Origin of the sequence: Cyanobium sp. WAJ14-Wanaka (assembly GCF_024345375.1) — a bacterium.
Lineage (GTDB): Bacteria > Cyanobacteriota > Cyanobacteriia > PCC-6307 > Cyanobiaceae > Cyanobium_A.
Map to the genome: position 1 here is coordinate 170,687 of NZ_JAGQAZ010000003.1, position 20,856 is coordinate 191,542.

The window sequence follows — 20,856 nt, forward strand, 5'->3', positions numbered from 1 at the left end:
CTTTGAGGTCCGTTCGCCTAAATCAGCCACGACCTGGCCGGCTCAGCAAGCTGGTGGCGCCTTTGCTGTTGGCCTGGGCCCCCCAGGCTGGGGCCATGCCCTGGGGCAGCCCGCCGCCACCGCCGCCGCCACTTGAAACGCCCGCCCCAGCAAGGGGCACTGCTGAAGGGCGCCGGCTCGTAATTCAGGGTCGCCAGCAGGAGGCCCGCTGGCTGTGGATTGGCAGCAGCAGCAGCGAACCGGAGGCCCTTTGGATTCCCCTCGAGGTGCTGGAAGGCCAACTGGGGGTGGTGCGCCGCAGAAGTGAAGGCAGTGTCGAACTGGAGTGGTTCGGCCAAACCCTGCTGGCGGGAGCTGGCGAGCAACGCTCCCTCGACGACGAAGTGGCGGTAGACGCGCTGCCCCTGTTTCGGGCCGTGGGTTTGGCAACTACCCGCCGGGGCGGTGTATTGGAGTTGCGGCTGCCCCCCAGCCAGCTACTGCAGGTGCGCAGCTCGAAGAGCGGGGTCTGGCGCAGGGTCGTGCTCGACCTCACCGGCCCAGTCGTGGCTGGCCGCAGTGACGGCACCTGGTTGGTCGATTTGGACAGCAGTGGGCAACAAAGGGACCAGCTGGGGGCCCTGGGCCTGGTAGCCAGCCAAAACGACAACCAATTGCAACTAAGGCCCGGCCGCGCCGAGGGAGCCCGTTTGTTCAGCCTCGGGGATCCCTACCGGCTGGTGCTGGAGTTTTCCCAGGCCGGCGATGCAACAGCTGGCGGAACAGCTGGGAGCGCCGGGGGAAGTGCCCCTCGGAGCCTGGATCCCCGGCTGCAGCGGCTGCTGGGCCAACAAATCAGCTGGGATCGTCTGGAGCGCCGGGGGATCCGCTTGAACGCCGTACGCGTCGATCCCCGCACTGCGCCCATTCAGCTGCGTCTATTGACCAACCCCTCGGGCATGGAGGGCCTCAGCTCCGTGCAGGCCTTGGCCAACACCCAGCGAGCCATCGTTGCGATCAATGGCGGCTATTTCAACCGGGTCAAGCGACTGCCCTTGGGGGCCCTCAAGAGTGATGGCCAATGGCTTTCTGGCCCGATCCTGAACCGGGGGGTGGCTGCCTGGCAAGCCGGCAGCCTGCCCCGCTTTGGCCGGCTCTCCCTGGAGGAAGCGGTCAGCGGAGCAGATGGCCAACGATTGCCAGTGGCTGCCCTCAACAGCGGCTATGTGCAGCGGGGGATCAGCCGCTACGGGCCTGAATGGGGGCCCAGCTACCGGGCCCTAAGCGGCGGAGAAAGCGCCCTGGTGCTGAGCAGGGGCGTGGTGGAAAGGCGCTACGGCAGCCGCGACCTCGAATTTGGCGTGCCCCTGCGGCGGGGCGAAATCCTGCTGGTGGGCCGTGGCGGCGTCGAACTGCCCTGGCTTGAGGGCACCGCCATCAAGCTCACCAGTCGGGCCAGCAACGACCTCGGCCAGGCCCCCTTCGTAATGGGGGGAGGCCCACTGCTCCTGCTTGATGGCCGGATCGTGCTCAATGGAGGTGCCGAAACCTTCAGCTCCGGCTTCCTCAACCAGGGAGCCCCCCGCACCGTGATCGGCAGCGACGGCAAACAGCTCTGGTTGATCACCCTTGAGGGCACCCAGGACAGTGGGCCCAGCCTGGGTGAAACGGCCCGGGTGCTGCAGGAGCTTGGCCTGAGGGATGCGCTCAACCTTGATGGGGGCAGCTCCACTGGCCTGGTGATGGGGGGCACGATGCCAGTGAAGGGTCGGGGCGTGGTCGGGGCTGTGCACAACGGCCTGGGCCTGGTGCCCTCAGCCGGCTCCAGCCAGTAGCTGGCAGAGTGGTGGGACCACCCCCTAGGCCAACCGCAGAGGGCCACCACCGATGCCGAAGGGCCAGAGCCTGAGGGTTAGCGCAGCAGCCGCCGCCGAACTGGGCCGCCAGGCCGCGGTGGCCGGCACCCCGGGAATGATGCATCTCGATCTGATGGAGGGCAGTTGCGAGCGCTGGTCCATCCGTCTGCGGCCAGGCCACCTGGCGGGGCTGCCCGTGGCCCGCGCCGATGGCATCACGCTTTACGCCCCGGCAGAGCAGAGCGCCCTGCTCGCCGGCCTTAGCCTCGATTACCGGGGCGACCTCAGTGGTGGCGGCTTTCTGGTACGCCAGGGTGAGGGAGTGCGGTGCTGCGCATGCGGCAGCGCATTTAGCAGGATCGGATCGGGCCGCCAGGCGACCCAGTAAGGTGACGGATTGTGGAAATTGGTCGGTCGTCCGCCCAATGTTCACCGACCAGATACCGGCCTTCGATGCCCACTATTCAGCAGCTAATCCGTACAGAGCGCCAGAGTCTTACCCGTAAGACCAAGTCTCCCGCTCTCCGCGCATGCCCGGAGCGGCGTGGCGTGTGCACCCGCGTGTACACCTCCACCCCGAAAAAGCCCAACTCGGCCCTCCGCAAGGTGGCGCGCGTACGGCTCACCTCTGGCTTTGAGGTCACCGCCTACATCCCTGGCATTGGCCACAACTTGCAGGAACACTCCGTTGTCCTGATTCGGGGAGGCCGGGTCAAGGATCTGCCCGGCGTGCGATACCACATCATTCGGGGCACCCTCGATACGGCAGGGGTTAAAGATCGCCGTCAGTCCCGCTCCAAGTACGGCGCCAAGACGCCCAAAGATTGATGGGTAATCGGGCTGACATCAGTAGATGTCTGCCCCGAACCCACCTTCTCCCCTCCCTTTTGGTCCCATTTCCCTAAACGTCCATGTCACGCCGTAACGCTGCCGAAAAGCGCCCGGTTCTTCCCGATCCCCAATTCAACAGTCGTCTGGCCTCGATGATCGTGGCCCGGCTGATGAAGCACGGCAAAAAATCAACGGCCCAACGGATCCTTTCGGATGCGTTCTCGCTGATCAATGACCGCACCGGCAACGATCCGCTGGAGCTTTTCGAAACTGCCGTGCGCAATGCCACTCCCCTGGTGGAAGTGCGCGCCCGTCGGGTTGGTGGTGCCACCTACCAAGTGCCGATGGAAGTTCGTCAGGAGAGGGGCACCGCCATGGCCCTGCGCTGGCTGGTTAACTTTTCCCGCTCCCGCAATGGCCGCAGCATGGCTCAAAAGCTGGCTGGCGAATTGATGGATGCGGCCAACGAGGCCGGCAGTGCCGTTCGCAAGCGCGAAGAAACTCACAAGATGGCTGAAGCCAACAAGGCTTTCGCCCACTACCGCTACTGAGTGACTGGCCAGATTCCGATCTGGCCATTGCCAACAACCTTCTTTTAGACCCTTCGGAGACCAAATCCCGTGGCCCGCGCCTTTCCCCTGGACCGCGTCAGAAATATCGGTATCGCAGCCCATATTGACGCAGGCAAAACCACCACCACCGAACGGATCCTGTTCTATTCGGGTGTGGTCCACAAGATGGGCGAGGTCCACGACGGCGCCGCGGTGACCGACTGGATGGAGCAGGAGCGTGAGCGCGGCATCACCATCACCGCTGCGGCAATTTCCACCAGCTGGAAAGATAACCGCATCAACATCATTGATACCCCCGGCCACGTTGACTTCACCATCGAGGTGGAGCGTTCAATGCGCGTCCTCGACGGGGTTGTCGCCGTTTTTTGCGCGGTTGGAGGCGTCCAGCCCCAGTCCGAAACCGTCTGGCGCCAGGCCGATCGCTATAACGTGCCCCGGATCGTGTTCGTCAACAAGATGGACCGCACTGGAGCCAATTTCCTCAAGGTTTACGAACAGATCAAGGATCGCCTCAAGGCCACTGCTGCCCCCATCCAGCTGCCCATTGGTGCCGAAGGCGAGCTAAAAGGAATCATCGACCTTGTGCGCAACAAGGCGATTGTCTACACAAACGACCTGGGCACCGACATCATCGAGCAGGAAGTGCCCGCGGATATGAAGGCCGAGGCCGATAAATGGCGGATGAAGCTGATGGAGTCGGTGGCTGAAACCGATGAAACCCTCCTAGACGACTTCCTGGAAAACGGCGAGCTCACTGAAGAGCAGCTGATGAAGGGCATTCGCACCGGGGTGGTCAAGCACGGCTTGGTGCCAATGCTTTGCGGCTCCGCCTTCAAAAACAAGGGCGTACAGCTGGTGCTCGACGCCGTCGTCGACTACCTGCCTGCCCCCGTGGATGTGCCCCCCATCACCGGCCTGCTGCCCGATGGCACCGAGTCGAACCGTCCCTGCGACGACAGCGCCCCCTTCAGCGCCCTTGCCTTCAAGGTGATGGCCGATCCCTACGGCAAGCTCACCTTTGTGCGCATGTACTCAGGGGTCCTGCAAAAGGGCAGCTATGTGCTCAATTCCACCAAGGACAAGAAGGAGCGCATCTCCCGCCTGATCCTGCTCAAGGCAGACGACCGCGAAGAGGTCGACGAACTGCGGGCCGGCGACCTTGGAGCAGTGCTGGGCCTCAAGGACACCACCACGGGCGACACCCTCTGCGTGGAAAACGACCCGATCATCCTCGAATCGCTCTTCATTCCCGAGCCCGTGATCTCGGTGGCCGTGGAGCCCAAAACCAAGGGCGACATGGAAAAGCTTTCCAAGGCCCTCCAATCCCTGTCTGAAGAAGACCCCACCTTCCGTGTCAGCACTGACCCGGAAACCAGCCAAACCGTGATCGCCGGCATGGGCGAACTCCACCTGGAAATCCTGGTGGATCGCATGCTGCGCGAGTTCAAGGTGGAGGCAAACATCGGTGCTCCCCAGGTCTCCTACCGCGAAACCATTCGCGGCAAGGCCAAGGGCGAGGGCAAATTTGCCCGCCAAACCGGTGGCAAGGGCCAATACGGCCACGTGGTGATCGAAATGGAACCCGGCGAACCCGGTACGGGCTTCGAGTTCGTCAACAAAATCGTTGGCGGCATCGTCCCCAAGGAGTACATCGGTCCTGCCGAAAACGGCATGAAGGAGACCTGCCAATCCGGTGTGATCGCCGGTTTCCCGATGATCGACATCAGGGTCACAATGGTCGACGGCTCTTATCACGACGTCGACTCCTCGGAGATGGCGTTCAAAATCGCCGGCTCCATGGCCTTCAAAGATGGGGTCAAAAAGTGCAATCCTGTACTTTTAGAACCAATGATGAAGGTGGAGGTCGAGATCCCCGAGGATTTCCTCGGTTCGGTCATCGGCGACCTCTCCTCCCGTCGCGGTCAGGTCGAGGGGCAGTCCATTGAAAATGGTCAGTCCAAGGTCCAGACCAAAGTGCCCCTGGCCGAAATGTTCGGCTATGCCACCCAGCTCCGATCCATGACCCAGGGTCGGGGTATTTTCTCGATGGAATTCAGCCACTATGAGGAAGTTCCTCGCAACGTCGCTGAAGCCATCATTTCTAAGAATCAGGGCAATTAATTCCTGATCTTTCCCCTACCCAACCAAACCCCGATTCTTTTTACTCATGGCACGCGAGAAGTTCGAGAGGAACAAACCCCACGTCAACATCGGCACCATTGGCCACGTTGACCACGGCAAAACCACCCTGACCGCCGCCATCACGAACGTGCTGGCCAAGAAGGGTATGGCGAAGGCCCAGGCCTACGACCAAATCGACGGAGCTCCAGAGGAGCGTGAGCGCGGTATCACCATTAACACCGCCCACGTCGAATACGAAACCGAAAAGCGTCACTACGCCCACGTCGACTGCCCTGGTCACGCGGACTATGTGAAAAACATGATCACCGGTGCCGCCCAGATGGACGGCGCGATCCTGGTGGTGGCCGCAACCGACGGGCCCATGGCCCAAACCAAGGAGCACATCCTGCTCGCAAAACAGGTTGGCGTGCCCGCCCTGGTGGTTGCCCTCAACAAGTGCGACATGGTCGACGACGAGGAAATCCTCGAGCTCGTTGAACTGGAAGTGCGTGAACTGCTCACCAGTTACCAGTTCCCTGGTGACGACATCCCCGTTATTCAGGTTTCCGGCCTGAAGGCCCTCGAGGGCGACGCCGATTGGGAAGCCAAAATCGACGAGCTGATGGCCGCCGTCGACGAGTCGATCCCCGAGCCCGAGCGCGAAATCGACAAGCCATTCCTGATGGCGATTGAGGACGTCTTTTCGATCACCGGTCGTGGCACCGTGGCCACTGGCCGTATCGAGCGCGGAAAGGTGAAAGTGGGCGAAACCGTCCAGATCGTTGGCATCAAGGACGTCCGCGAAACCACCGTCACCGGCGTGGAAATGTTCCGCAAGCAGCTTGAAGAAGGCATGGCTGGCGACAACGCAGGTCTCCTGCTCCGCGGCATCCAGAAAGAGGACATCGAGCGCGGCATGGTGCTGGTGAAGCCCAATTCCATCAAGCCCCACACCAAGTTCGAGGGTGAGGTCTATGTGCTGAAGAAGGAGGAAGGCGGCCGCCACACCCCCTTCTTTGCCGGCTACCGCCCGCAGTTCTACATCCGCACCACGGATGTGACCGGCCAAATCACCGCCTTCACCTCCGACGATGGCGCCAACGTTGAAATGGTGATGCCCGGTGACCGCATCAAGATGACCGGGGAGCTGATCTGCCCGGTTGCCATCGAGCAAGGTATGCGCTTCGCCATTCGCGAAGGCGGCCGCACCATCGGTGCGGGCGTGGTTTCCAAGATCCTCGAGTGATCCAGATCGGGCTCAGGTCTTGATCTATTCTGAGGTGATGGAGGATTAAATCCTCCATCACCTCGCACCTCGACAATCCAACTGACCTCGGCCAGGTTTTGCCGAACTTTTCATATCAACCCCCATGTCCACAGCCATCACCCAGCAGAAAATCCGCATCCGCCTGAAGGCGTTTGATCGCCGGATGCTGGATCTGTCCTGCGACAAAATCATTGAAACCGCCGACCACACCGCTGCCACGGCTATCGGCCCGATTCCCCTACCCACCAAGCGCAAGATCTATTGCGTCCTGCGTTCACCCCACGTGGACAAGGATTCCCGGGAGCATTTCGAGACCCGTACCCATCGCCGCATCATCGACATCTACAGCCCCTCGGCCAAGACGATTGATGCCTTGATGAAGCTGGATCTGCCCAGTGGCGTAGACATCGAAGTCAAGCTGTAAGGCGAAAAATTTCAGAAAGCGCACTATTCCTAAGCCTCCCCACGCTTCAACGGCGATGGCGGGGCTTTTTTTCTAGGATTAGAAGGCACTCCCCGAGAAGTCATGGGCGATTTGGCCGTCAGGGAGTTGCCCTTGTTTCCACTGCCAGATGTGGTGCTCTTCCCCCAGGAAGTGCTGCCCCTACACATTTTTGAGCCGCGCTACCGGATGCTGCTGCAAACCGTGATGGCGGAAGATCGCCGTTTCGGGGTAGTGCGTTGGGATCCCCAGGAGCAGGAACTGGCCAAGGTGGGCTGTTGCGCCGAAATCCTGCACTGTCAAACCCAGGACGATGACCGCAGCAACATCGTCACCATGGGCCAACAACGTTTTCGGGTGCTGGAAATCGTTCGAGAAGCCCCCTTCAGGGTGGCAATGGTCAGCTGGATCGAAGACGAACCCGACAGCAGCCCCAGCGAACTGGAAACCCTGGCCAGCGAGGTAAGCCAGGCCCTCAAGGACGTGGTGGAACTGACCGGCAAGTTGGTCGGCAAACCGACTGCCCTCCCCAGCGATTTGCCCGATCTACCCAGGGAGCTCTCCTTTTGGATCGGCTCCCACCTGGGCGGCCCCGTAGCTGACCACCAGCAGGCCCTACTGGAAATCACCAACACGGCCCAGCGCCTGCGCCAGGAATACGAAATGCTTGATCACACCAGAAAGCAACTGGCCGCGCGCACGGTCCTGAAAGACACCTTCCAACCCCAGTAATGCCCAGGATCAGCTGGCCCCAAAGGCGCTACACCGATGCCAGCAGCGTGGCCTCCGCCTACGACCGCTGGACCAGCGATCAACTGCTGGAGCGGCTCTGGGGGGAACACATCCATCTTGGCTACTACAAAAGCGGCCACTGGTGGAGGGAAGACTTCCGTTTAGCGAAGCAAGCCTTTGTCCATGAGCTGGTCCAGTGGAGTGGCCTTAGCCAACTGCCCGCAGGCACCAGGGTGCTCGATGTGGGCTGTGGCATTGGGGGTAGCGCCAGGATCCTGGCCCGCGACTACGGCTTTGAAGTGCTTGGCATCAGCATCAGCCCCCTGCAAATCCAAAGGGCCCAGGAGTTAACGCCTGCCTCCTTGAGCTGCCGCTTTGCCGTGATGGACGCCCTTGCCCTTGCCCTAGAACCTGCCAGTTTTGATGCCGTGTGGAGCGTGGAAGCTTGCCCTCACATGCCTGATAAACAGCTTTACGCCGATGAATTACTGCGGGTACTAAAGCCTGGTGGTCTGGTGGCTATTGCCGATTGGAACCGCCGCGATCCCAGCGACGGCCCGATGGACCGCCGCGAGCGCTGGGTGATGCGCCAACTGCTCGAACAGTGGGCCCATCCGGAATTCGCCAGCATTGCGGGCCTCAAAGCCAACCTCGAGGGAAGCAAGTGGGGCGGCGGCAGTGGAACCCCAGGGCTCACGGTGCAAAGCGACGACTGGAGTAAGGCCACCCTGCCCTCCTGGATCGATTCGATTGTGGAAGGAGCACGCCGGCCCATGGCAATTCTGGGGCTCGGCCCCAAAGCCCTGCTCCAGGGTCTCAGGGAAACCCCCACGATCCTGCTAATGCACTGGGCCTTTGCCACCGGCCTGATGCAATTTGGGGTATTCAGAGGCGTCAAGCCATCCGAATCTCCCTAGCTCTGGCTTACCGCCAGGTTGGTGAGGGGGTAGGCCCCAAACATCGCCAGGTGTTCGCACAGGGGTTGCAATTCGATCAAAACCTCAGCCAAAGGCCCTGGGCCCTCGGGCAATTCGAGGTCCACAAAGAAGATGTATTCCCCCATTTCCCGCTTCGAAGGCCTCGATTCGATCCGGCTCATGTTGAGGGCGCGATGGGCAAAGCAGCCCAGGGCTTCCAGCAGCGCACCGGGCTGGTTGGAATGGAGGGAAAAGGCCAGGCTGGCAACCGGACCTTCACAGGAGCGCTCGCCGCGCCGCAAAAGCAAAAAACGGGTGCAGTTACCGGCCACATCATTGATGGGGAATGCCAATTCCTCCAAGCCATGCTCGAGCCCGGCCTGTTGCGAAGCAATCGCGGCCCGAAAACGACTGCCCGCCACCATGCGGGCCGCATCTGCAGTTGAGCTGGTGGGCAACTGCAAAGCCTGGGGCAAGTGGTCAGCCAGCCACTGACTGCATTGCGCCAGGGCCTGGGGATGGGAGAGCACCTCACTAATCCCCTCCAGCGGACCACTGCCGAGCAGGGCATGGCGAATCGGCAGCACCAGGGCCCGGGCAATGGCCAGATCCGAGTGTTCCCAAAGGGCATCAAGACAGGCGGTTACGCCCCCTTCCACGGAGTTCTCCACCGGGACCACCGCCGCATCAGTTCGGCCGGAGGCCAGGGCCTCTACCACGGCCCTAATGCCAATTTGGGGTAGCAAGATTGGTTCAGCCAGGTCCTCAAGCTGGGCCAACTGCCGCGCCGCCTGTTCGCCATAGGTGCCCACCGGGCCGAGATAGGCAATGCGCATGGAAGACCAGGGCGGAATATCGCGCTGGAGGAAGGCCGATAGGATCATGCCGCGTCAGCCAGCTAGGCATGCCCCTGGCCTTCAGCGCCAGTCAGCAACTGCAACTTGGCGTGAGCCATGGGGCCGAGCTCCTATCTGGCTATTTGACCCAGGAAGAGCGGGTGGTTAAGGCCCTACTCGATCCGTCCCAATTGGAGCGGCTGGCCCCGGGGCGCTACCGCTATTGCGTGACCCATCTGCAGCTTTTTCACCTACAGATCCACCCCGTGGTGGAACTGCGCACCACCAGCAGCCCAGGTGAGCTGGAACTAGAGGCCCTTGATTGCGAACTGGAGGGGCTGGGGCTCGTGGACGACTTCAAGCTCACCCTGCACTCCTCTTTGCGGGCGGGGGAACTGGGCCTGGAGGGCGAAGCCACCCTGGCGGTCCAAGTGAGCCAGCCAGCCCTACTGAAATTAATTCCGGCCAAAGTGCTCGAAGCCACGGGCCAGTCGCTGCTGGGAGGCATTCTTCTGGGCATCAAAAACCGGGTGGGCCAGCAGCTTCTGGCCGATTTTCGCCAGTGGTGCCAGGAGCAGGGACCAGCCGGCTAGGGGCTCAGCCAATTGCGCAGGAAACTGCGCCTATGCAGTGGTGTCGGCCCCAGATCAGCGATGGCGCTGCGGTGCTGGGCTGTGCCATAGCCAACATGCCGACCCAACCCATAGCCCGGGTAGCTCTCATCCAGCTCCATTAACAGGGCATCGCGGGCCTGCTTGGCCAGCACGCTGGCTGCCGCTATGGCCAAACACAACCGATCACCAGACACCAGGGTGTTCTGCCGTCCCAACCAACCCCGCAGGGGCAGCACCCCATCGACCAGCAACAGCTGGGGCGGGCCCGGCAGTTTTTGCAGGGCCCGGTGCATGGCCCGCTCCGTTGCCAGGCGGATACCGACCCGATCGATCTCAGCCGCTGAGGCCTGGCCCAGGGCCCAAGCCAAGGCCCTGCCCTGGATCTGGGGCACTAGGGCGGCCCGTTTACGGGCAGAAAGTTTCTTGCTGTCGGTCAGGCCAGCGGCCTGGAGGGGCCCCAGGGCTGCCCGAGGCAAGACCACCGCTCCAGCAAACACAGGGCCAAACACACAACCTCGACCCACCTCATCAACCCCCGCGCAAAGGGCGGGATCAAGGCCCTGCCAAGGATCAGCCAGAGACTTGGGGGCCATGGGGCTGGCTCTCAGCCACCAGCTAGGTGGCGGCTGAGGAGCGGCGGCGGCGGCGGCGGGGTTCGCCGGCTTCGTCTAGGTCAGGGTCCTGGGCGGGGGCTGCCTCAGTTGTTGGGGCGGTTTCTGTTTTTGCGGATGCCTCAGTAGTTGCGGAACTGCGGGTGCGGGATCGGCTCCGGCTTGCGGCGGTGGGCACCGAGACGGTGATCACGGTTTCAGGCTCCGTTTGGACAGGTAGGGGCGTGATCTCGACCGGCACCGCCACAAACTGCTCAGCCATGGCCGAATCATCGGAGCCATAGGCCACATCGCCAGCGTTATCGCCTGGCTGGTCGCCGGCTGATTCTCCGGAAGATTCACCTGGCGTGCCGCGATTGCCGCGGCCGCGGCGCCTACGGCCACCGGATGAGGCCAATTGTTGAAGGGCCTCCTCAAGCACCGCCTCCGCATCCTCCCCGGGTCGCACCACCCGCACCATCAGATTTTCGCTGGGGGGCTGAGCGTCTAGCAGCAATGCCGGACTCAACCCCATCCAGCCATAGACCAGTTCTTGCTCCGCATCCATGGTCACGGCCACCAAATCCGGGTCATGGCGGCGGGTGGTGGTCGGCTCACTGGCGGCACTCAGGGAGCCAGTCAGTTCAGCGCTGGTACCAAAGCTGGAAGCCTCAGGGGCATAACCGCCAAAGCTTTCGGAGCCATCGCTGGCACCACGGCCACCGCGGCCACCACGGCGACGGCGGCCAGAGGCACTTCCATCGCTGGCGACGGGTGAAAGCACTTCGGAGCGGGCGGAGGCCACCGAACGCACCAAGCCGGTCAGGGTGGCCAGGGGCTGGAGGGTGTCCTTGCCCGGCAGAACGGCCACATGGCCCAGGCCACCGCAGCTGGGGCAAGCCCTAGCAAACAGCTCATAGATGTTTTGGCCCTGGCGCTTGCGGGTGAGCTCAACCAAACCCAGCTCGGTGAGTTGGGCGATCTGGGGCCTGGAGCCATCGTTGCGTACTGCCTGGGTGAAATGTTCCAGCAACTGGAGCTGGTCGCGCCGCGATTCCATGTCGATGAAATCGACAATCACCACACCACCGATGTTGCGCAGCTTGAGCTGGCGGGCAATTTCGACGGCCGCTTCACAGTTGGTCCAAAGCACGGTCTCCCGGGCATTGGCGGAACGGGTAAAGGAGCCCGAGTTGACGTCAATGACCGTGAGCGCCTCGGTGGGCTCAATGATCACGTAGCCGCCGGATGGCAGATCAACCCGGGGCTTGAGGGCATCGCGGATCGCCGCATCAACCCGGAAATGCTCGAGGATTTCGTTGGATTCACTGTGATGGACGACCTGCACGTCGGCTTGGTCGGGGCCCAGGAAGGCCTGAACGCGGGCCACCGCATCGGCGCTATCGACCACAACCCTCACCACCTCGGGGCTGGAGTGGTCCCGAAGTACCCGATGGATGAAGTCTTCGTCGCGGTTAAGCAAGACGGGAGGGGAAGCCGTTTCAGCTGCTGCCTGGATCCCTTCCCACTGGCGCAGCAGATTTTCCAGGTCGTCGATTAACAGCTCTTCACTGATGCCTTCGGCCTCGGTGCGGATCAACAAACCGGCCCCTGGGGGCTTGATCAATACACCCAGGGCCCGCAGACGGTTGCGCTCATTTTCGCCATTAATACGGCGGGAAATATTGACACCCTGGCAATGGGGCTGGAGCACCAAAAAACGCCCGGGAAGGGAAAGGTTGCCGGTGAGACGGGGACCCTTTGTGCCCGTGGGCTCCTTCATTACCTGGACCAGCACCTTCTGGCGAGGCTCCAGCAATTCGGTAATACCTGCCGCTCCTTTCCTGAGCCTAAGGGGACCCAAATCTGTGACATGGATAAAGCCATTTTTTTCACTTTCGCCAATATTGACGAAGGCAGCATCAATACCTGGCAGCACGTTTTCGATAGTGCCAAGGTAAACATCACCAATTTGATAGAGGCCTTGGGCGACTATCAATTCATCCACACGCTCATCGTTAAAAACAGCGGCAATACGCAGTTGCTCGGCGATGACGATCTGCTGAGGCATAGGGAAAGGGTGGGCCCAAGGGGGCTCAGCCAAAAATTTGGAGGTTATTAGAAATGGTCAAAAACTTAAAAAGCCCTAATCCAGAAGGGGCTTTAAGACTAAAAAAATCAACGCTGGTGAGTATCCGCCTGGGGCCGACTTCGCTTTTTGGGGCGAACAGATATAACTAAAACTCAACAACCATTGGGGCGAATCCTTGGGGATCGAACCTGAGTAGTTCCAGATTGAACCCCGCTGTGTACCTACCAGCAAACCTGGAGGCGAATCAGCGGATTGGGGAAAGCTTTGGGCATGGCATTGAATGCCACGGAAAACTAGAAGGCAATGGCCTACTCGCCTTCCCGTGAAGTTAGCACGGGCTTTAGAAGCAATTCTTGGCGCCGCATCCTGGCCAGTTGCAGCGGCTGGCCCAGCTCCTGGGCTAGCCAAAACTGCAGCTGCTCGGGCCTCAGGCTCCGGCCAGATGGATCAATGGCCGCCTGGAACTCCAGGGTTGCCGCAGCGCCAGCGACCAGCCCGAGGGAAACCAGGGCAGGGCGGCAATCCCGTTGCCGGGGACGACCCTTCTTATCGGTGTCGCTCCAGGGCAGGGATTCGGCGGCCAACAATGCGGCGATTGCCTGCTGCCAGGCCTGCTGATCGGGGAGTTCCATGCCTGGTGCCGGCTTAAAAGCCATTTGCCAGCGGGCCGCTTCAAGCTCCTGGGAAAGGCTTGGGCCAAATACGGGCACGGCCCAAGCCGATAGCAACTGAAATTCCAGGGGCAGTTCGCCCTGGAGCTGGCTGCGCACCTGGGCCGGATCAACCGGCTCCACAAACTCCAGGTCGAGCCACTCACCGGTGCCCTCCACACCGAGGGGCAGGGCCAAGGCCAACTGCAGGCGGGGCAAGGGATGGAAGCCGCCACTGAAACTGACCGGAAGTGCGCTGCGGCGCAGGGCCCGCTCCAGCAGCCGCAGGGTGTCGAGATGGCTAATCAGGGCCAGCGATCCCGTTTTGCTGAAGCCCATCCGCAGGCGGCTAATCCGCCCACTGGCGGGGGCGCGCTGGGGCAGCTGGGCCGGCACCGGCGGCGGCGGGATCACCACGTTGTGTCCGAGCTCCGGTCCACAGACCCCACAGCTGCTGCAGCCTTCAAAGGAGCAGTCGGGCACCACCGCTTCAGCCAGGGCCCTCTTGAGATCTTCCGCCAGCCAGCGCTTATCGACTCCCGAATCGATGTGATCCCAGGGCAGGCTCTGCCGGCAAAAGGTATCGAGATCGTCGCTGCCCAGGGCCTCGGCCGCACTCCAAGCACCCATTTCCATGGACCGGTAACGGCCCTCCAGGCCCGCCTCCGTAATCGCCGCGGTCCAGGCTCCGTAGCTGCGATCCGCCGATTCAAACCAGGCATCCAGGCCGGCCCCTGCTCGCCAGGCCGCCTCTATCACCGGCGCCAGGCGGCGGTCGCCGCGGCCCACAAAGTCTTCCACCGCCGAAAGGCGCACATCGGTGAAATTGGTTTTCAACCCCCTCAACTGGCGCAGGGCCTGGCGCAACAACTCCTGGCGACGCCGAAATTCCACCGTACTGACGCTGTGCCACTGGAAAGGGGTATGGGGCTTGGGCGTGAAATTGCTAATCGTGAGATTCAGTTCCAGTCGGCCCAAATCAAGACACTGCCGCTGCAACTCCCTGCAGGTGTGGGCAATACCGAGCACATCGGCATCGCTTTCACCCGGCAGGCCAACCATGAAATAGAGCTTCAGTTTGCGGTAACCGTTTTCCATGGCGGTGCGAACACCGCGCAAGAGCTCCGCATCCGTAAGCCCCTTGTTGACAATGTCGCGCAGGCGCTGGGTGCCGGCCTCAGGGGCAAAGGTGAGTCCGGCCTTGCGGGTACCCCCAAGGATGTGGGCAATGTTTTGGTCAAAACGATCCACCCGCTGGCTAGGCAGGGTGAGGCTCACATTTTTGTCGGCAAGACGGTTGCGCAGCTCTACCCCCACCGCCGGCAGGGCCAAATAATCCGAACAGCTCAAGGAGAGCAGGGAGAAATCTGAGTAGCCGGTTTGGCGCATGCCCTCCTCCACCGCCTCGATCACCGCCTCCGGCTCCACATCGCGGGCGGGGCGGGTGAGCATGCCGGGCTGGCAAAAGCGACACCCCCTGGTGCACCCCCGGCGAATCTCGATGGTCAGCCGGTCGTGCACCGTTTCGATGTGGGGCACCAGGCCCATGGCGTAGTGGGGCATCGGCGTGGCCGTTCGCCGCAAAACCCGCCTGGGCGGACTTGGCACAAGCCCCGCCAGGGGCTCGATGCCAATCCCATCGGCGCCAGGGCCGTAGAGGGAGGGCACATAGACCCCTGGCACCTGGGCCAAATCCCGCAACAGGGCGCTGCGGCTTAGCCCAGTCGCCTTGCCCTCGGCCACCACCAGCCCAATTTCCGGCAACAGCTCTTCGCCATCGCCCAGGGCGATGAAATCAAAAAAGGCGGCAAAGGGCTCGGGGTTACTGGTGGCGGTGGGCCCCCCGGCGAAGATCAACGGTGGCGATTCAGGATCGTTGAGGGGCAGGTCACCGCGATCGACGGCCCGAATCGGTACCTGGGCCAAATCCAACATTTCCAAAATGTTGGTGCCGCCAAGTTCGTAGCTGAGGCTGAAACCAAGGATGTCGAAGGCGGTTAGGGGTCTGCGACTTTCCACACCAAATAGGGCTTGGCCCCTTTCCCGCAGCCGCGCCGACAGATCCGCCGCCGGCAAATAGGCCCGATCGCACAACTGGCCTGGCACGGCGTTGAGGATCGAATAGAGGATCACATGGCCCAGGTTGCTGGCCCCCACCTCGTAGACCTCGGGGTAGGTGAGGGCCCAGCGCACCCCGTCCGCCGCCCAGGCGGCCTGCCAGTCGCGGGGTTTGACCCCCAACTCATTGCCCAAATAGCGGGCCGGCTTACTGATGCCCAGATCAATCAGGGCCTCGAAATCAATCGGAGCTTCAGCGAGATTCACGGCAGCTGCTGCTCAGGCCTGTTCCTGATCGTATGGAGGGGTTGGGATCGCGCCATAGGAAAATGCCTCCAACAGTTTTGGTCGCTGCCTTCGGCGGCGTTGACATGGTTCAAGTAAACGGCAATTACCTCAAGCTCAAGGCGGGCTACCTATTCCCTGAAATCGCCAGGCGGGTAAAGGGCTTCAGCGAAGCCAACCCCGACGCCCCAATCATTCGCCTGGGCATTGGCGATGTCACCGAACCCCTCCCCGAGGCCTGCCGCGAAGCGATGAAAGCGGCCATCGACGAAATGGGTACCCGCGAGGGCTTCCACGGCTACGGCCCAGAACAGGGCTACCTATGGCTAAGGGAGGCGATTGCCAAAAACGATTTCCAAGCCCGAGGCTGCCAGGTGAATCCGGAGGAAATCTTCGTTTCCGATGGCTCCAAGTGCGACAGCAGCAACATCCTCGACATCCTGGGAGAAGGCAATCGAATCGCTGTCACTGATCCGGTTTATCCGGTTTATGTTGATAGCAACGTGATGGCAGGGCGCACCGGTGATGCCGACGAGGCCGGCCAATACGGCGGCCTCACCTACCTGCCCATTACCGCCACCAACGGCTTCTGCGCCCCCCTGCCCGAGGGCAAGGTGGACTTGATCTACCTCTGCTTCCCCAACAACCCCACCGGGGCCGTCGCCACCAGGGAGCAGCTAAAGCAATGGGTCGACTACGCCCTGGCCAACAACGCCCTGATCCTGTTCGACGCCGCCTACGAGGCCTTCATCCAGGACCCCTCGCTGCCCCACTCGATCTACGAGATCGAGGGCGCCCGCGATTGCGCGATCGAATTCCGCTCGTTTTCCAAGAACGCGGGCTTCACGGGCACCCGCTGTGCCCTCACGGTGGTGCCCCGGGGCCTGATGGGCACGGCCGCCAATGGCGAGAAGGTGGAGCTATGGAGCCTGTGGAACCGGCGTCAGTGCACCAAGTTCAACGGCGTGAGCTACATCGTGCAGCGCGGCGCCGAGGCGGTCTATGCCCCGGCAGGGCGGGCCCAGGTGCAGGCTCTGATCGCTTTTTACATGGAAAACGCCACAATTATTCGCCGCGAACTATCGGCGGCGGGACTGGAGGTCCATGGCGGTCAGCAGGCCCCCTACGTGTGGCTGAAAACGCCTACGGGGATCGACTCCTGGGGCTTCTTTGACCACCTCCTGGGCAAGGCCCACGTGGTCGGCACCCCGGGCAGTGGCTTTGGGGCGGCCGGCGAGGGCTACTTCCGTCTGTCAGCCTTTAACAGCCTCGCCAATGTGGAAGAGGCAATGCGCCGCATCCGTTCGCTGTAATGGGCCTTATGACCTGGGCAACCCAAAGCAATCCTGGCGGCGCAGCCGTAATGGAGAAGGCCCCTGAGCGAGTGCGCAAGCCTTCCCCCCGCTACAAGGTGCTGCTCCACAACGATCCCGTGAATTCCATGGAATACGTGGTGGGAACCCTGCGGCAGGTGGTTCCATCCCTAAGTGAGCAAGACGCCATCGCCGTAATGCTGGAGGCCCACAACACCGGGGTGGGCTTAGTGATCGTCTGCGACCTGGAGCCAGCGGAGTTCTATTGCGAAACCCTCAAGGCAAAGGGGCTCAGCAGCAGCCTCGAACCGGAGAGCTGATGGCCCCTTTGGCCGCCAATGGGCCGAAGTGGCCGGGCACCTTGCTTTACGTGCCCGTTTTGTACGGGTTGGGTTGGCTAGGGGCCAGGCCCTGTGCCCTTTTATTTCCCCACTGGAGACCAGACCAGGTCGATTTAGCGGGCCTGGTGCTTTCGCTGGCCCTGCTGCTGATCAGCCTGCCCATCAGGCTTCGCAGGGTTTGGGGGGCCGAGCATCCCTGGCAGGGTCTGGGCCTGGCCATGCCGATTCACCTGGCGGCCAAGGCCTGGCTGCGGGGAGCCCTAAAGGGCCTATTTCTACTGGCGTTGGTGGTTTTGGTTTTGGTTTTAGCCGGCCAGGCCCGCTGGCTTGGGGAGCTAAACACAGCTCTGCTCCTCAATGCCATCGCCCTGATGCTCGGGGTGGGCTTTGCCGAGGAGCTGCTATTTCGCGGCTGGCTCTGGGGAGAATTGGAATTGGAGCTGGGCTCCAATAGGGCACTTTGGCTGCAGGCAGCCATCTTTGCCCTGCTCCATCCCTGGTATCGGGCGCCGGGATTGGAGGCCATTGGCCTTTTGGGCGGCCTAACCCTGCTGGGGCTGGCCCTGGCCCTGCAGCGCCGGGCCGACGACGGCGCCCTCTGGGGATCGATCGGGCTGCACGGTTGGCTGGTGGGGGGATGGTTTTTAGCGCAAAAGGGCCTGCTGCAGATTTCGCCGGCTGCCCCCGGTTGGTGGGTGGGCCCAGGCGGAGCCGACATCAACCCAATTGGGGGCCTAATTGGCTGGATTGGCCTCGGGTTGCTGCTCTGGGTGCGGCGACGCTGGTGGCCGCGCCACCTTTCCCAGAAGCCCGAAACAGCCGAGCTATCATTGGTGATATCAGAAGACAACAATGGCCCAGGTGCTAATCCGCCAACTTGAAGATCAAGATGTGAAGCGCCTACGGCGACAGGCCAAGTTGCGTGGAATTTCCCTAGAGCAGTCGCTGAGGGAGCTGCTCCATCAGGCGGCTGTAGATCCCAAATTGCTGCTGGAAGAACTGGCCCAGCTGAGGGCCCAGACCCCCGCCAAAGGGAGCCAAATCGATGCGACAGCGCTGATCCGGGAGGGGCGTGAGCAGCGCTAGTCCTTGGGTTTTGGATGCTTCTGTTCTGTTTGGCTGGTTTGCCAACTGCTCAAGCACCGCCCAGGCGCTTGCAGTGCTTGAGCACACAACCCTGGAGCAGCGCATAGCTCCGGATTTGGTGCTGATCGAACTCCTAAATGCCGGCTGGAAAAGCAACCGTGCCGGCGCCATAACCAGCCAACAATTCGAGGCAATGGCAACCCTTACCCCCCAGCTGCTGGGTGAAATAACCCCCAGCGCCAGCCTGATGACCATGGCCCTGCGCTGGTGCCGTGAGCTGGACCACCCTGCCTACGACTGCCTATATCTCGCCCTCGCCGAGCAAAGGCAAGCGACCCTGATCACCGCCGATCAGCGCCTGCTTAAGCGCTTGCAAATTGCTGGCGCCTCCCCTGCACTGGCCGTTGATTTAAATCAGTGGCAAGCACCGACACGATTGACCGGAGCGAACTGACCAGCCCTGGCCAACAGGCGAAAACTGCTCAGCGGGAGGCCGTAGCTAGGGCCTTTTTCCCTTCCACCGGGGCGTGCAGGGCCTCTTCGAGGGGCGCCCTGCCGTAATCACGCTCCAGCAAGTCCATCACCGTGCGGCCGAAATCGGCGGGGTTGAGATCGAAGGCCTCCAAGCAAATACGCCCGAAGGTGCTTCCCATCGGCTCGGGGTTCCAGAGCATCTTGCGAGCAGTCCAAGGAAGCATGCTCATCGGGTTGTAGCCGGGCTTAATTAGGCCCTGGTCAAAGCCGTACTGCTCCAGGTGGGTGTGGGGCTGCAAGCCAATAAAAAAGATTGCCGGCTCCACCTTGTCGGCCCCAAAGGTTTCCTCAAGGGCCCGGTGGTAGGCCACGGTTTGACGGATCGTTTCGGGGCGCTCATCGATCACGTTGAAGGAGTAATTGACCGAAACATGCTCCCGGAAACCTGCCCTGGCCAACAGGCGACAGTTTTCCAGCACCGTGCGCAGGTTGTAGCCCATGCGCATCTTGCGCACCAACTCCTGGGAACCGGAGGTGATGCCGATCTCGAAGTAGTCCATGCCAGTGGCCACCATCAGCTCGGCCAGCTCGGCATCGAGGTTGTCGGCACGGATGTAGGCGGCCCAACGGATGTCGTGCCAGCCCTTGGCCTGGACTGCCCGCAACAGCTCCTTGGCGTCATCGATGTAGCGACGGGCTGGGATGAACTGGGCATCGGTGAACCAAAAGCCCCTAACGCCCCGTTGGTAGAGCTGGGCCATCTCGGCAATCACCTCCTCCACCGGATTGACCCGCACCGCCTTGCCCTCAACCACGGTGTACACGCAGTAGCAGCAGTTGTGGGGGCAGCCGCGCTTGGTCTGCACGCCCACGTAGAAATCACCGCCTTCGAGATACCAGTTGAGCTGGGGCCAGATTTGGCCGATGTAGTCGTAATTGCAGGCGGTTTTTTCCATGCCGCCGGGCTGTTCATGGATCAGGCCGGGCCGGGGCGCCTCCCCAACGATGAAGCAGCGCTCCTGCTGCAGTGATTCGCCGCGGATCAACTTCTCCAGGAGCGGTTCCCCCTCGCCCACCGAAACCACCGTGCCCTTGGGCAAGCTCCGCCCCAGTTGCTCGTAGAAAACACTCACTGCTCCACCCCCCAAAACGGCCCTGGCCCCTGGGCAATGGCGCTGGGCGAGCCTGAGTCCCCGGCGCACCAGTCGCAGGTTCCGCCAGAGCTCCCCATAGAAAGAGGCCATTAGCTGCAGGCCGCCGATCGCTCCCCGCAGCCGCTTCAGCGGATTGCGGGCATAGAACACCTCAAATGAGTTCTGCAGGGGATTGCCGCCCCGGCCGTCAACGGGCGCATAAATCTGGATATCGCGCCAGGAAAAAACCAGCAGCGTGGGCCGAAAAGCCTCCACCGCAGCAGCCAGCACCCGCTCGACGTCCAAAATTGGCAGGGCCGCCAGATCCAGGATCTGCTGAGCCATGGCAGGAAACTGCTTGTGCAGGTGATCTGCCAGGTAGATCGGCCCGATCGGGAAGATCGGATTACAGGGCAGGCGCACCAGCAAAACGCGGTGCTCGCCTGGGGTTTTGGCGGCGCTCACTGCAGGCAACTCCTGGCCTCTTAGGGATCTGGACGCTAACAACCCCGTAACCGTTGCCAGGTTGAGCGGCGAAACTCACAAACCACGCAATATTCTGTTACAGTTCAATTCGACGGGGTTCCGTCATCCATACCCGTCTCTTTTGAGACACCTCTCTCCCGTTCTTATGACAACCACAATTCAGCAGCGCCAAGGCGCTTCT

20 protein-coding genes are annotated in these 20,856 nt (G+C 61.9%); 15 read left to right on the forward strand and 5 right to left on the reverse strand.

What is annotated here, in order from left to right:
- The first annotated feature begins 53 nt into the window (after positions 1-53).
- From KBY49_RS10915 to KBY49_RS10955, 9 genes are all read left to right on the forward strand, one after another.
- On the forward strand, positions 54-1,814 hold the full coding sequence (locus KBY49_RS10915; protein WP_254934843.1) for a phosphodiester glycosidase family protein: 1,761 nt from the start codon (positions 54-56) through the stop codon (positions 1,812-1,814).
- A 52-nt stretch (positions 1,815-1,866) separates the two neighbouring features.
- Complete coding sequence (locus KBY49_RS10920) at positions 1,867-2,223, forward strand: AIR synthase (protein ID WP_254934844.1); 357 nt, start codon at positions 1,867-1,869, stop codon at positions 2,221-2,223.
- 65 nt (positions 2,224-2,288) lie between these two features.
- Positions 2,289-2,663, forward strand: a complete 375-nt coding sequence (gene rpsL, locus KBY49_RS10925) for a 30S ribosomal protein S12 (RefSeq protein ID WP_254934845.1) — start codon at positions 2,289-2,291, stop codon at positions 2,661-2,663.
- An 83-nt stretch (positions 2,664-2,746) separates the two neighbouring features.
- Positions 2,747-3,217: a 30S ribosomal protein S7 gene (gene rpsG / locus KBY49_RS10930; protein ID WP_254934846.1), complete on the forward strand. Its 471-nt coding sequence runs from the start codon at positions 2,747-2,749 to the stop codon at positions 3,215-3,217.
- Positions 3,218-3,286: 69 nt separating this feature from the next.
- A complete protein-coding gene (gene fusA / locus KBY49_RS10935) occupies positions 3,287-5,359 on the forward strand; it encodes an elongation factor G (protein WP_254934847.1) in 2,073 nt (690 codons plus the stop codon).
- 46 nt (positions 5,360-5,405) lie between these two features.
- Complete coding sequence (gene tuf / locus KBY49_RS10940; RefSeq protein ID WP_254934848.1) at positions 5,406-6,605, forward strand: elongation factor Tu; 1,200 nt, start codon at positions 5,406-5,408, stop codon at positions 6,603-6,605.
- 124 nt (positions 6,606-6,729) lie between these two features.
- Positions 6,730-7,050 (forward strand): 30S ribosomal protein S10, encoded by a 321-nt coding sequence (gene rpsJ, locus KBY49_RS10945; protein WP_254934849.1) that lies wholly within the window; start codon positions 6,730-6,732, stop codon positions 7,048-7,050.
- Between the two features lie 102 nt (positions 7,051-7,152).
- Positions 7,153-7,800 carry an LON peptidase substrate-binding domain-containing protein gene (locus tag KBY49_RS10950; protein ID WP_254934850.1) on the forward strand — a complete coding sequence of 216 codons (648 nt, stop codon included), beginning with the start codon at positions 7,153-7,155 and terminating at the stop codon, positions 7,798-7,800.
- Entirely contained in the window at positions 7,800-8,717 is a 918-nt protein-coding gene (locus KBY49_RS10955; RefSeq protein ID WP_254934851.1) for a methyltransferase domain-containing protein, read from the forward strand. The genes KBY49_RS10950 and KBY49_RS10955 overlap by 1 nt, the downstream gene beginning before the upstream one ends.
- Here KBY49_RS10955 and pheA read toward each other — a convergent pair.
- Positions 8,714-9,553: a prephenate dehydratase gene (gene pheA / locus KBY49_RS10960; RefSeq protein WP_254934877.1), complete on the reverse strand. Its 840-nt coding sequence runs from the start codon at positions 9,551-9,553 to the stop codon at positions 8,714-8,716. The genes KBY49_RS10955 and pheA overlap by 4 nt on opposite strands.
- A gap of 68 nt (positions 9,554-9,621) precedes the next feature.
- Between pheA and KBY49_RS10965 the strand changes: the two genes are divergently transcribed.
- Positions 9,622-10,146 (forward strand): DUF1997 domain-containing protein, encoded by a 525-nt coding sequence (locus KBY49_RS10965; protein WP_254934852.1) that lies wholly within the window; start codon positions 9,622-9,624, stop codon positions 10,144-10,146.
- Here the strand turns inward: KBY49_RS10965 and KBY49_RS10970 are convergent.
- From KBY49_RS10970 to KBY49_RS10980, 3 genes are all read right to left on the reverse strand, one after another.
- Complete coding sequence (locus tag KBY49_RS10970) at positions 10,143-10,760, reverse strand: ribonuclease HII (protein ID WP_254934853.1); 618 nt, start codon at positions 10,758-10,760, stop codon at positions 10,143-10,145. The two genes, KBY49_RS10965 and KBY49_RS10970, sit on opposite strands and share 4 nt — an antisense overlap.
- A gap of 22 nt (positions 10,761-10,782) precedes the next feature.
- The gene (locus KBY49_RS10975) at positions 10,783-12,828 is read right to left on the reverse strand and encodes an Rne/Rng family ribonuclease (protein ID WP_254934854.1); all 2,046 of its coding nucleotides are present in this window, start codon (positions 12,826-12,828) and stop codon (positions 10,783-10,785) included.
- A gap of 329 nt (positions 12,829-13,157) precedes the next feature.
- Positions 13,158-15,824 (reverse strand): TIGR03960 family B12-binding radical SAM protein, encoded by a 2,667-nt coding sequence (locus KBY49_RS10980; protein WP_254934855.1) that lies wholly within the window; start codon positions 15,822-15,824, stop codon positions 13,158-13,160.
- A 104-nt stretch (positions 15,825-15,928) separates the two neighbouring features.
- Between KBY49_RS10980 and KBY49_RS10985 the strand changes: the two genes are divergently transcribed.
- The 5 genes from KBY49_RS10985 to KBY49_RS11005 are packed head-to-tail and all read left to right on the forward strand — an operon-like array spanning position 15,929 to position 19,036.
- Positions 15,929-17,155, forward strand: a complete 1,227-nt coding sequence (locus tag KBY49_RS10985) for an LL-diaminopimelate aminotransferase (RefSeq protein ID WP_254934878.1) — start codon at positions 15,929-15,931, stop codon at positions 17,153-17,155.
- 8 nt (positions 17,156-17,163) lie between these two features.
- Positions 17,164-17,475: an ATP-dependent Clp protease adapter ClpS gene (gene clpS / locus KBY49_RS10990; RefSeq protein ID WP_254934856.1), complete on the forward strand. Its 312-nt coding sequence runs from the start codon at positions 17,164-17,166 to the stop codon at positions 17,473-17,475.
- The gene (locus KBY49_RS10995) at positions 17,475-18,377 is read left to right on the forward strand and encodes a CPBP family intramembrane glutamic endopeptidase (RefSeq protein ID WP_254934857.1); all 903 of its coding nucleotides are present in this window, start codon (positions 17,475-17,477) and stop codon (positions 18,375-18,377) included. Before clpS ends, KBY49_RS10995 begins: the two co-directional genes overlap by 1 nt.
- Entirely contained in the window at positions 18,349-18,582 is a 234-nt protein-coding gene (locus KBY49_RS11000) for a FitA-like ribbon-helix-helix domain-containing protein (protein ID WP_254934858.1), read from the forward strand. The genes KBY49_RS10995 and KBY49_RS11000 overlap by 29 nt, the downstream gene beginning before the upstream one ends.
- Positions 18,583-18,592: 10 nt before the next feature.
- A complete protein-coding gene (locus KBY49_RS11005; RefSeq protein ID WP_254934859.1) occupies positions 18,593-19,036 on the forward strand; it encodes a type II toxin-antitoxin system VapC family toxin in 444 nt (147 codons plus the stop codon).
- Between the two features lie 28 nt (positions 19,037-19,064).
- Here the strand turns inward: KBY49_RS11005 and KBY49_RS11010 are convergent, their stop codons facing one another.
- Positions 19,065-20,654, reverse strand: coding sequence for a photosystem II high light acclimation radical SAM protein (locus tag KBY49_RS11010; RefSeq protein ID WP_254934860.1), 1,590 nt, complete (start codon positions 20,652-20,654; stop codon positions 19,065-19,067).
- Between the last annotated feature and the right edge of the window lie 202 nt (positions 20,655-20,856).

Bases quoted from the DNA above. Each gene is read 5' to 3' on its own strand.
- rpsG (WP_254934846.1), top strand. From the start codon at position 2,747: ATGTCACGCCGTAACGCTGCCGAAAAGCGCCCGGTTCTTCCCGATCCC.
- KBY49_RS10995 (WP_254934857.1), top strand. From the start codon at position 17,475: ATGGCCCCTTTGGCCGCCAATGGGCCGAAGTGGCCGGGCACCTTGCTT.
- tuf (WP_254934848.1), top strand. From the start codon at position 5,406: ATGGCACGCGAGAAGTTCGAGAGGAACAAACCCCACGTCAACATCGGC.
- KBY49_RS10975 (WP_254934854.1), bottom strand. From the start codon at position 12,828: ATGCCTCAGCAGATCGTCATCGCCGAGCAACTGCGTATTGCCGCTGTT.
- KBY49_RS10985 (WP_254934878.1), top strand. From the start codon at position 15,929: ATGGTTCAAGTAAACGGCAATTACCTCAAGCTCAAGGCGGGCTACCTA.
- KBY49_RS10955 (WP_254934851.1), top strand. From the start codon at position 7,800: ATGCCCAGGATCAGCTGGCCCCAAAGGCGCTACACCGATGCCAGCAGC.
- KBY49_RS10970 (WP_254934853.1), bottom strand. From the start codon at position 10,760: ATGGCCCCCAAGTCTCTGGCTGATCCTTGGCAGGGCCTTGATCCCGCC.
- KBY49_RS10920 (WP_254934844.1), top strand. From the start codon at position 1,867: ATGCCGAAGGGCCAGAGCCTGAGGGTTAGCGCAGCAGCCGCCGCCGAA.
- KBY49_RS11000 (WP_254934858.1), top strand. From the start codon at position 18,349: ATGGCCCAGGTGCTAATCCGCCAACTTGAAGATCAAGATGTGAAGCGC.
- pheA (WP_254934877.1), bottom strand. From the start codon at position 9,553: ATGCGCATTGCCTATCTCGGCCCGGTGGGCACCTATGGCGAACAGGCG.
- KBY49_RS10950 (WP_254934850.1), top strand. From the start codon at position 7,153: ATGGGCGATTTGGCCGTCAGGGAGTTGCCCTTGTTTCCACTGCCAGAT.
- rpsL (WP_254934845.1), top strand. From the start codon at position 2,289: ATGCCCACTATTCAGCAGCTAATCCGTACAGAGCGCCAGAGTCTTACC.
- clpS (WP_254934856.1), top strand. From the start codon at position 17,164: ATGACCTGGGCAACCCAAAGCAATCCTGGCGGCGCAGCCGTAATGGAG.
- KBY49_RS10965 (WP_254934852.1), top strand. From the start codon at position 9,622: ATGCCCCTGGCCTTCAGCGCCAGTCAGCAACTGCAACTTGGCGTGAGC.
- rpsJ (WP_254934849.1), top strand. From the start codon at position 6,730: ATGTCCACAGCCATCACCCAGCAGAAAATCCGCATCCGCCTGAAGGCG.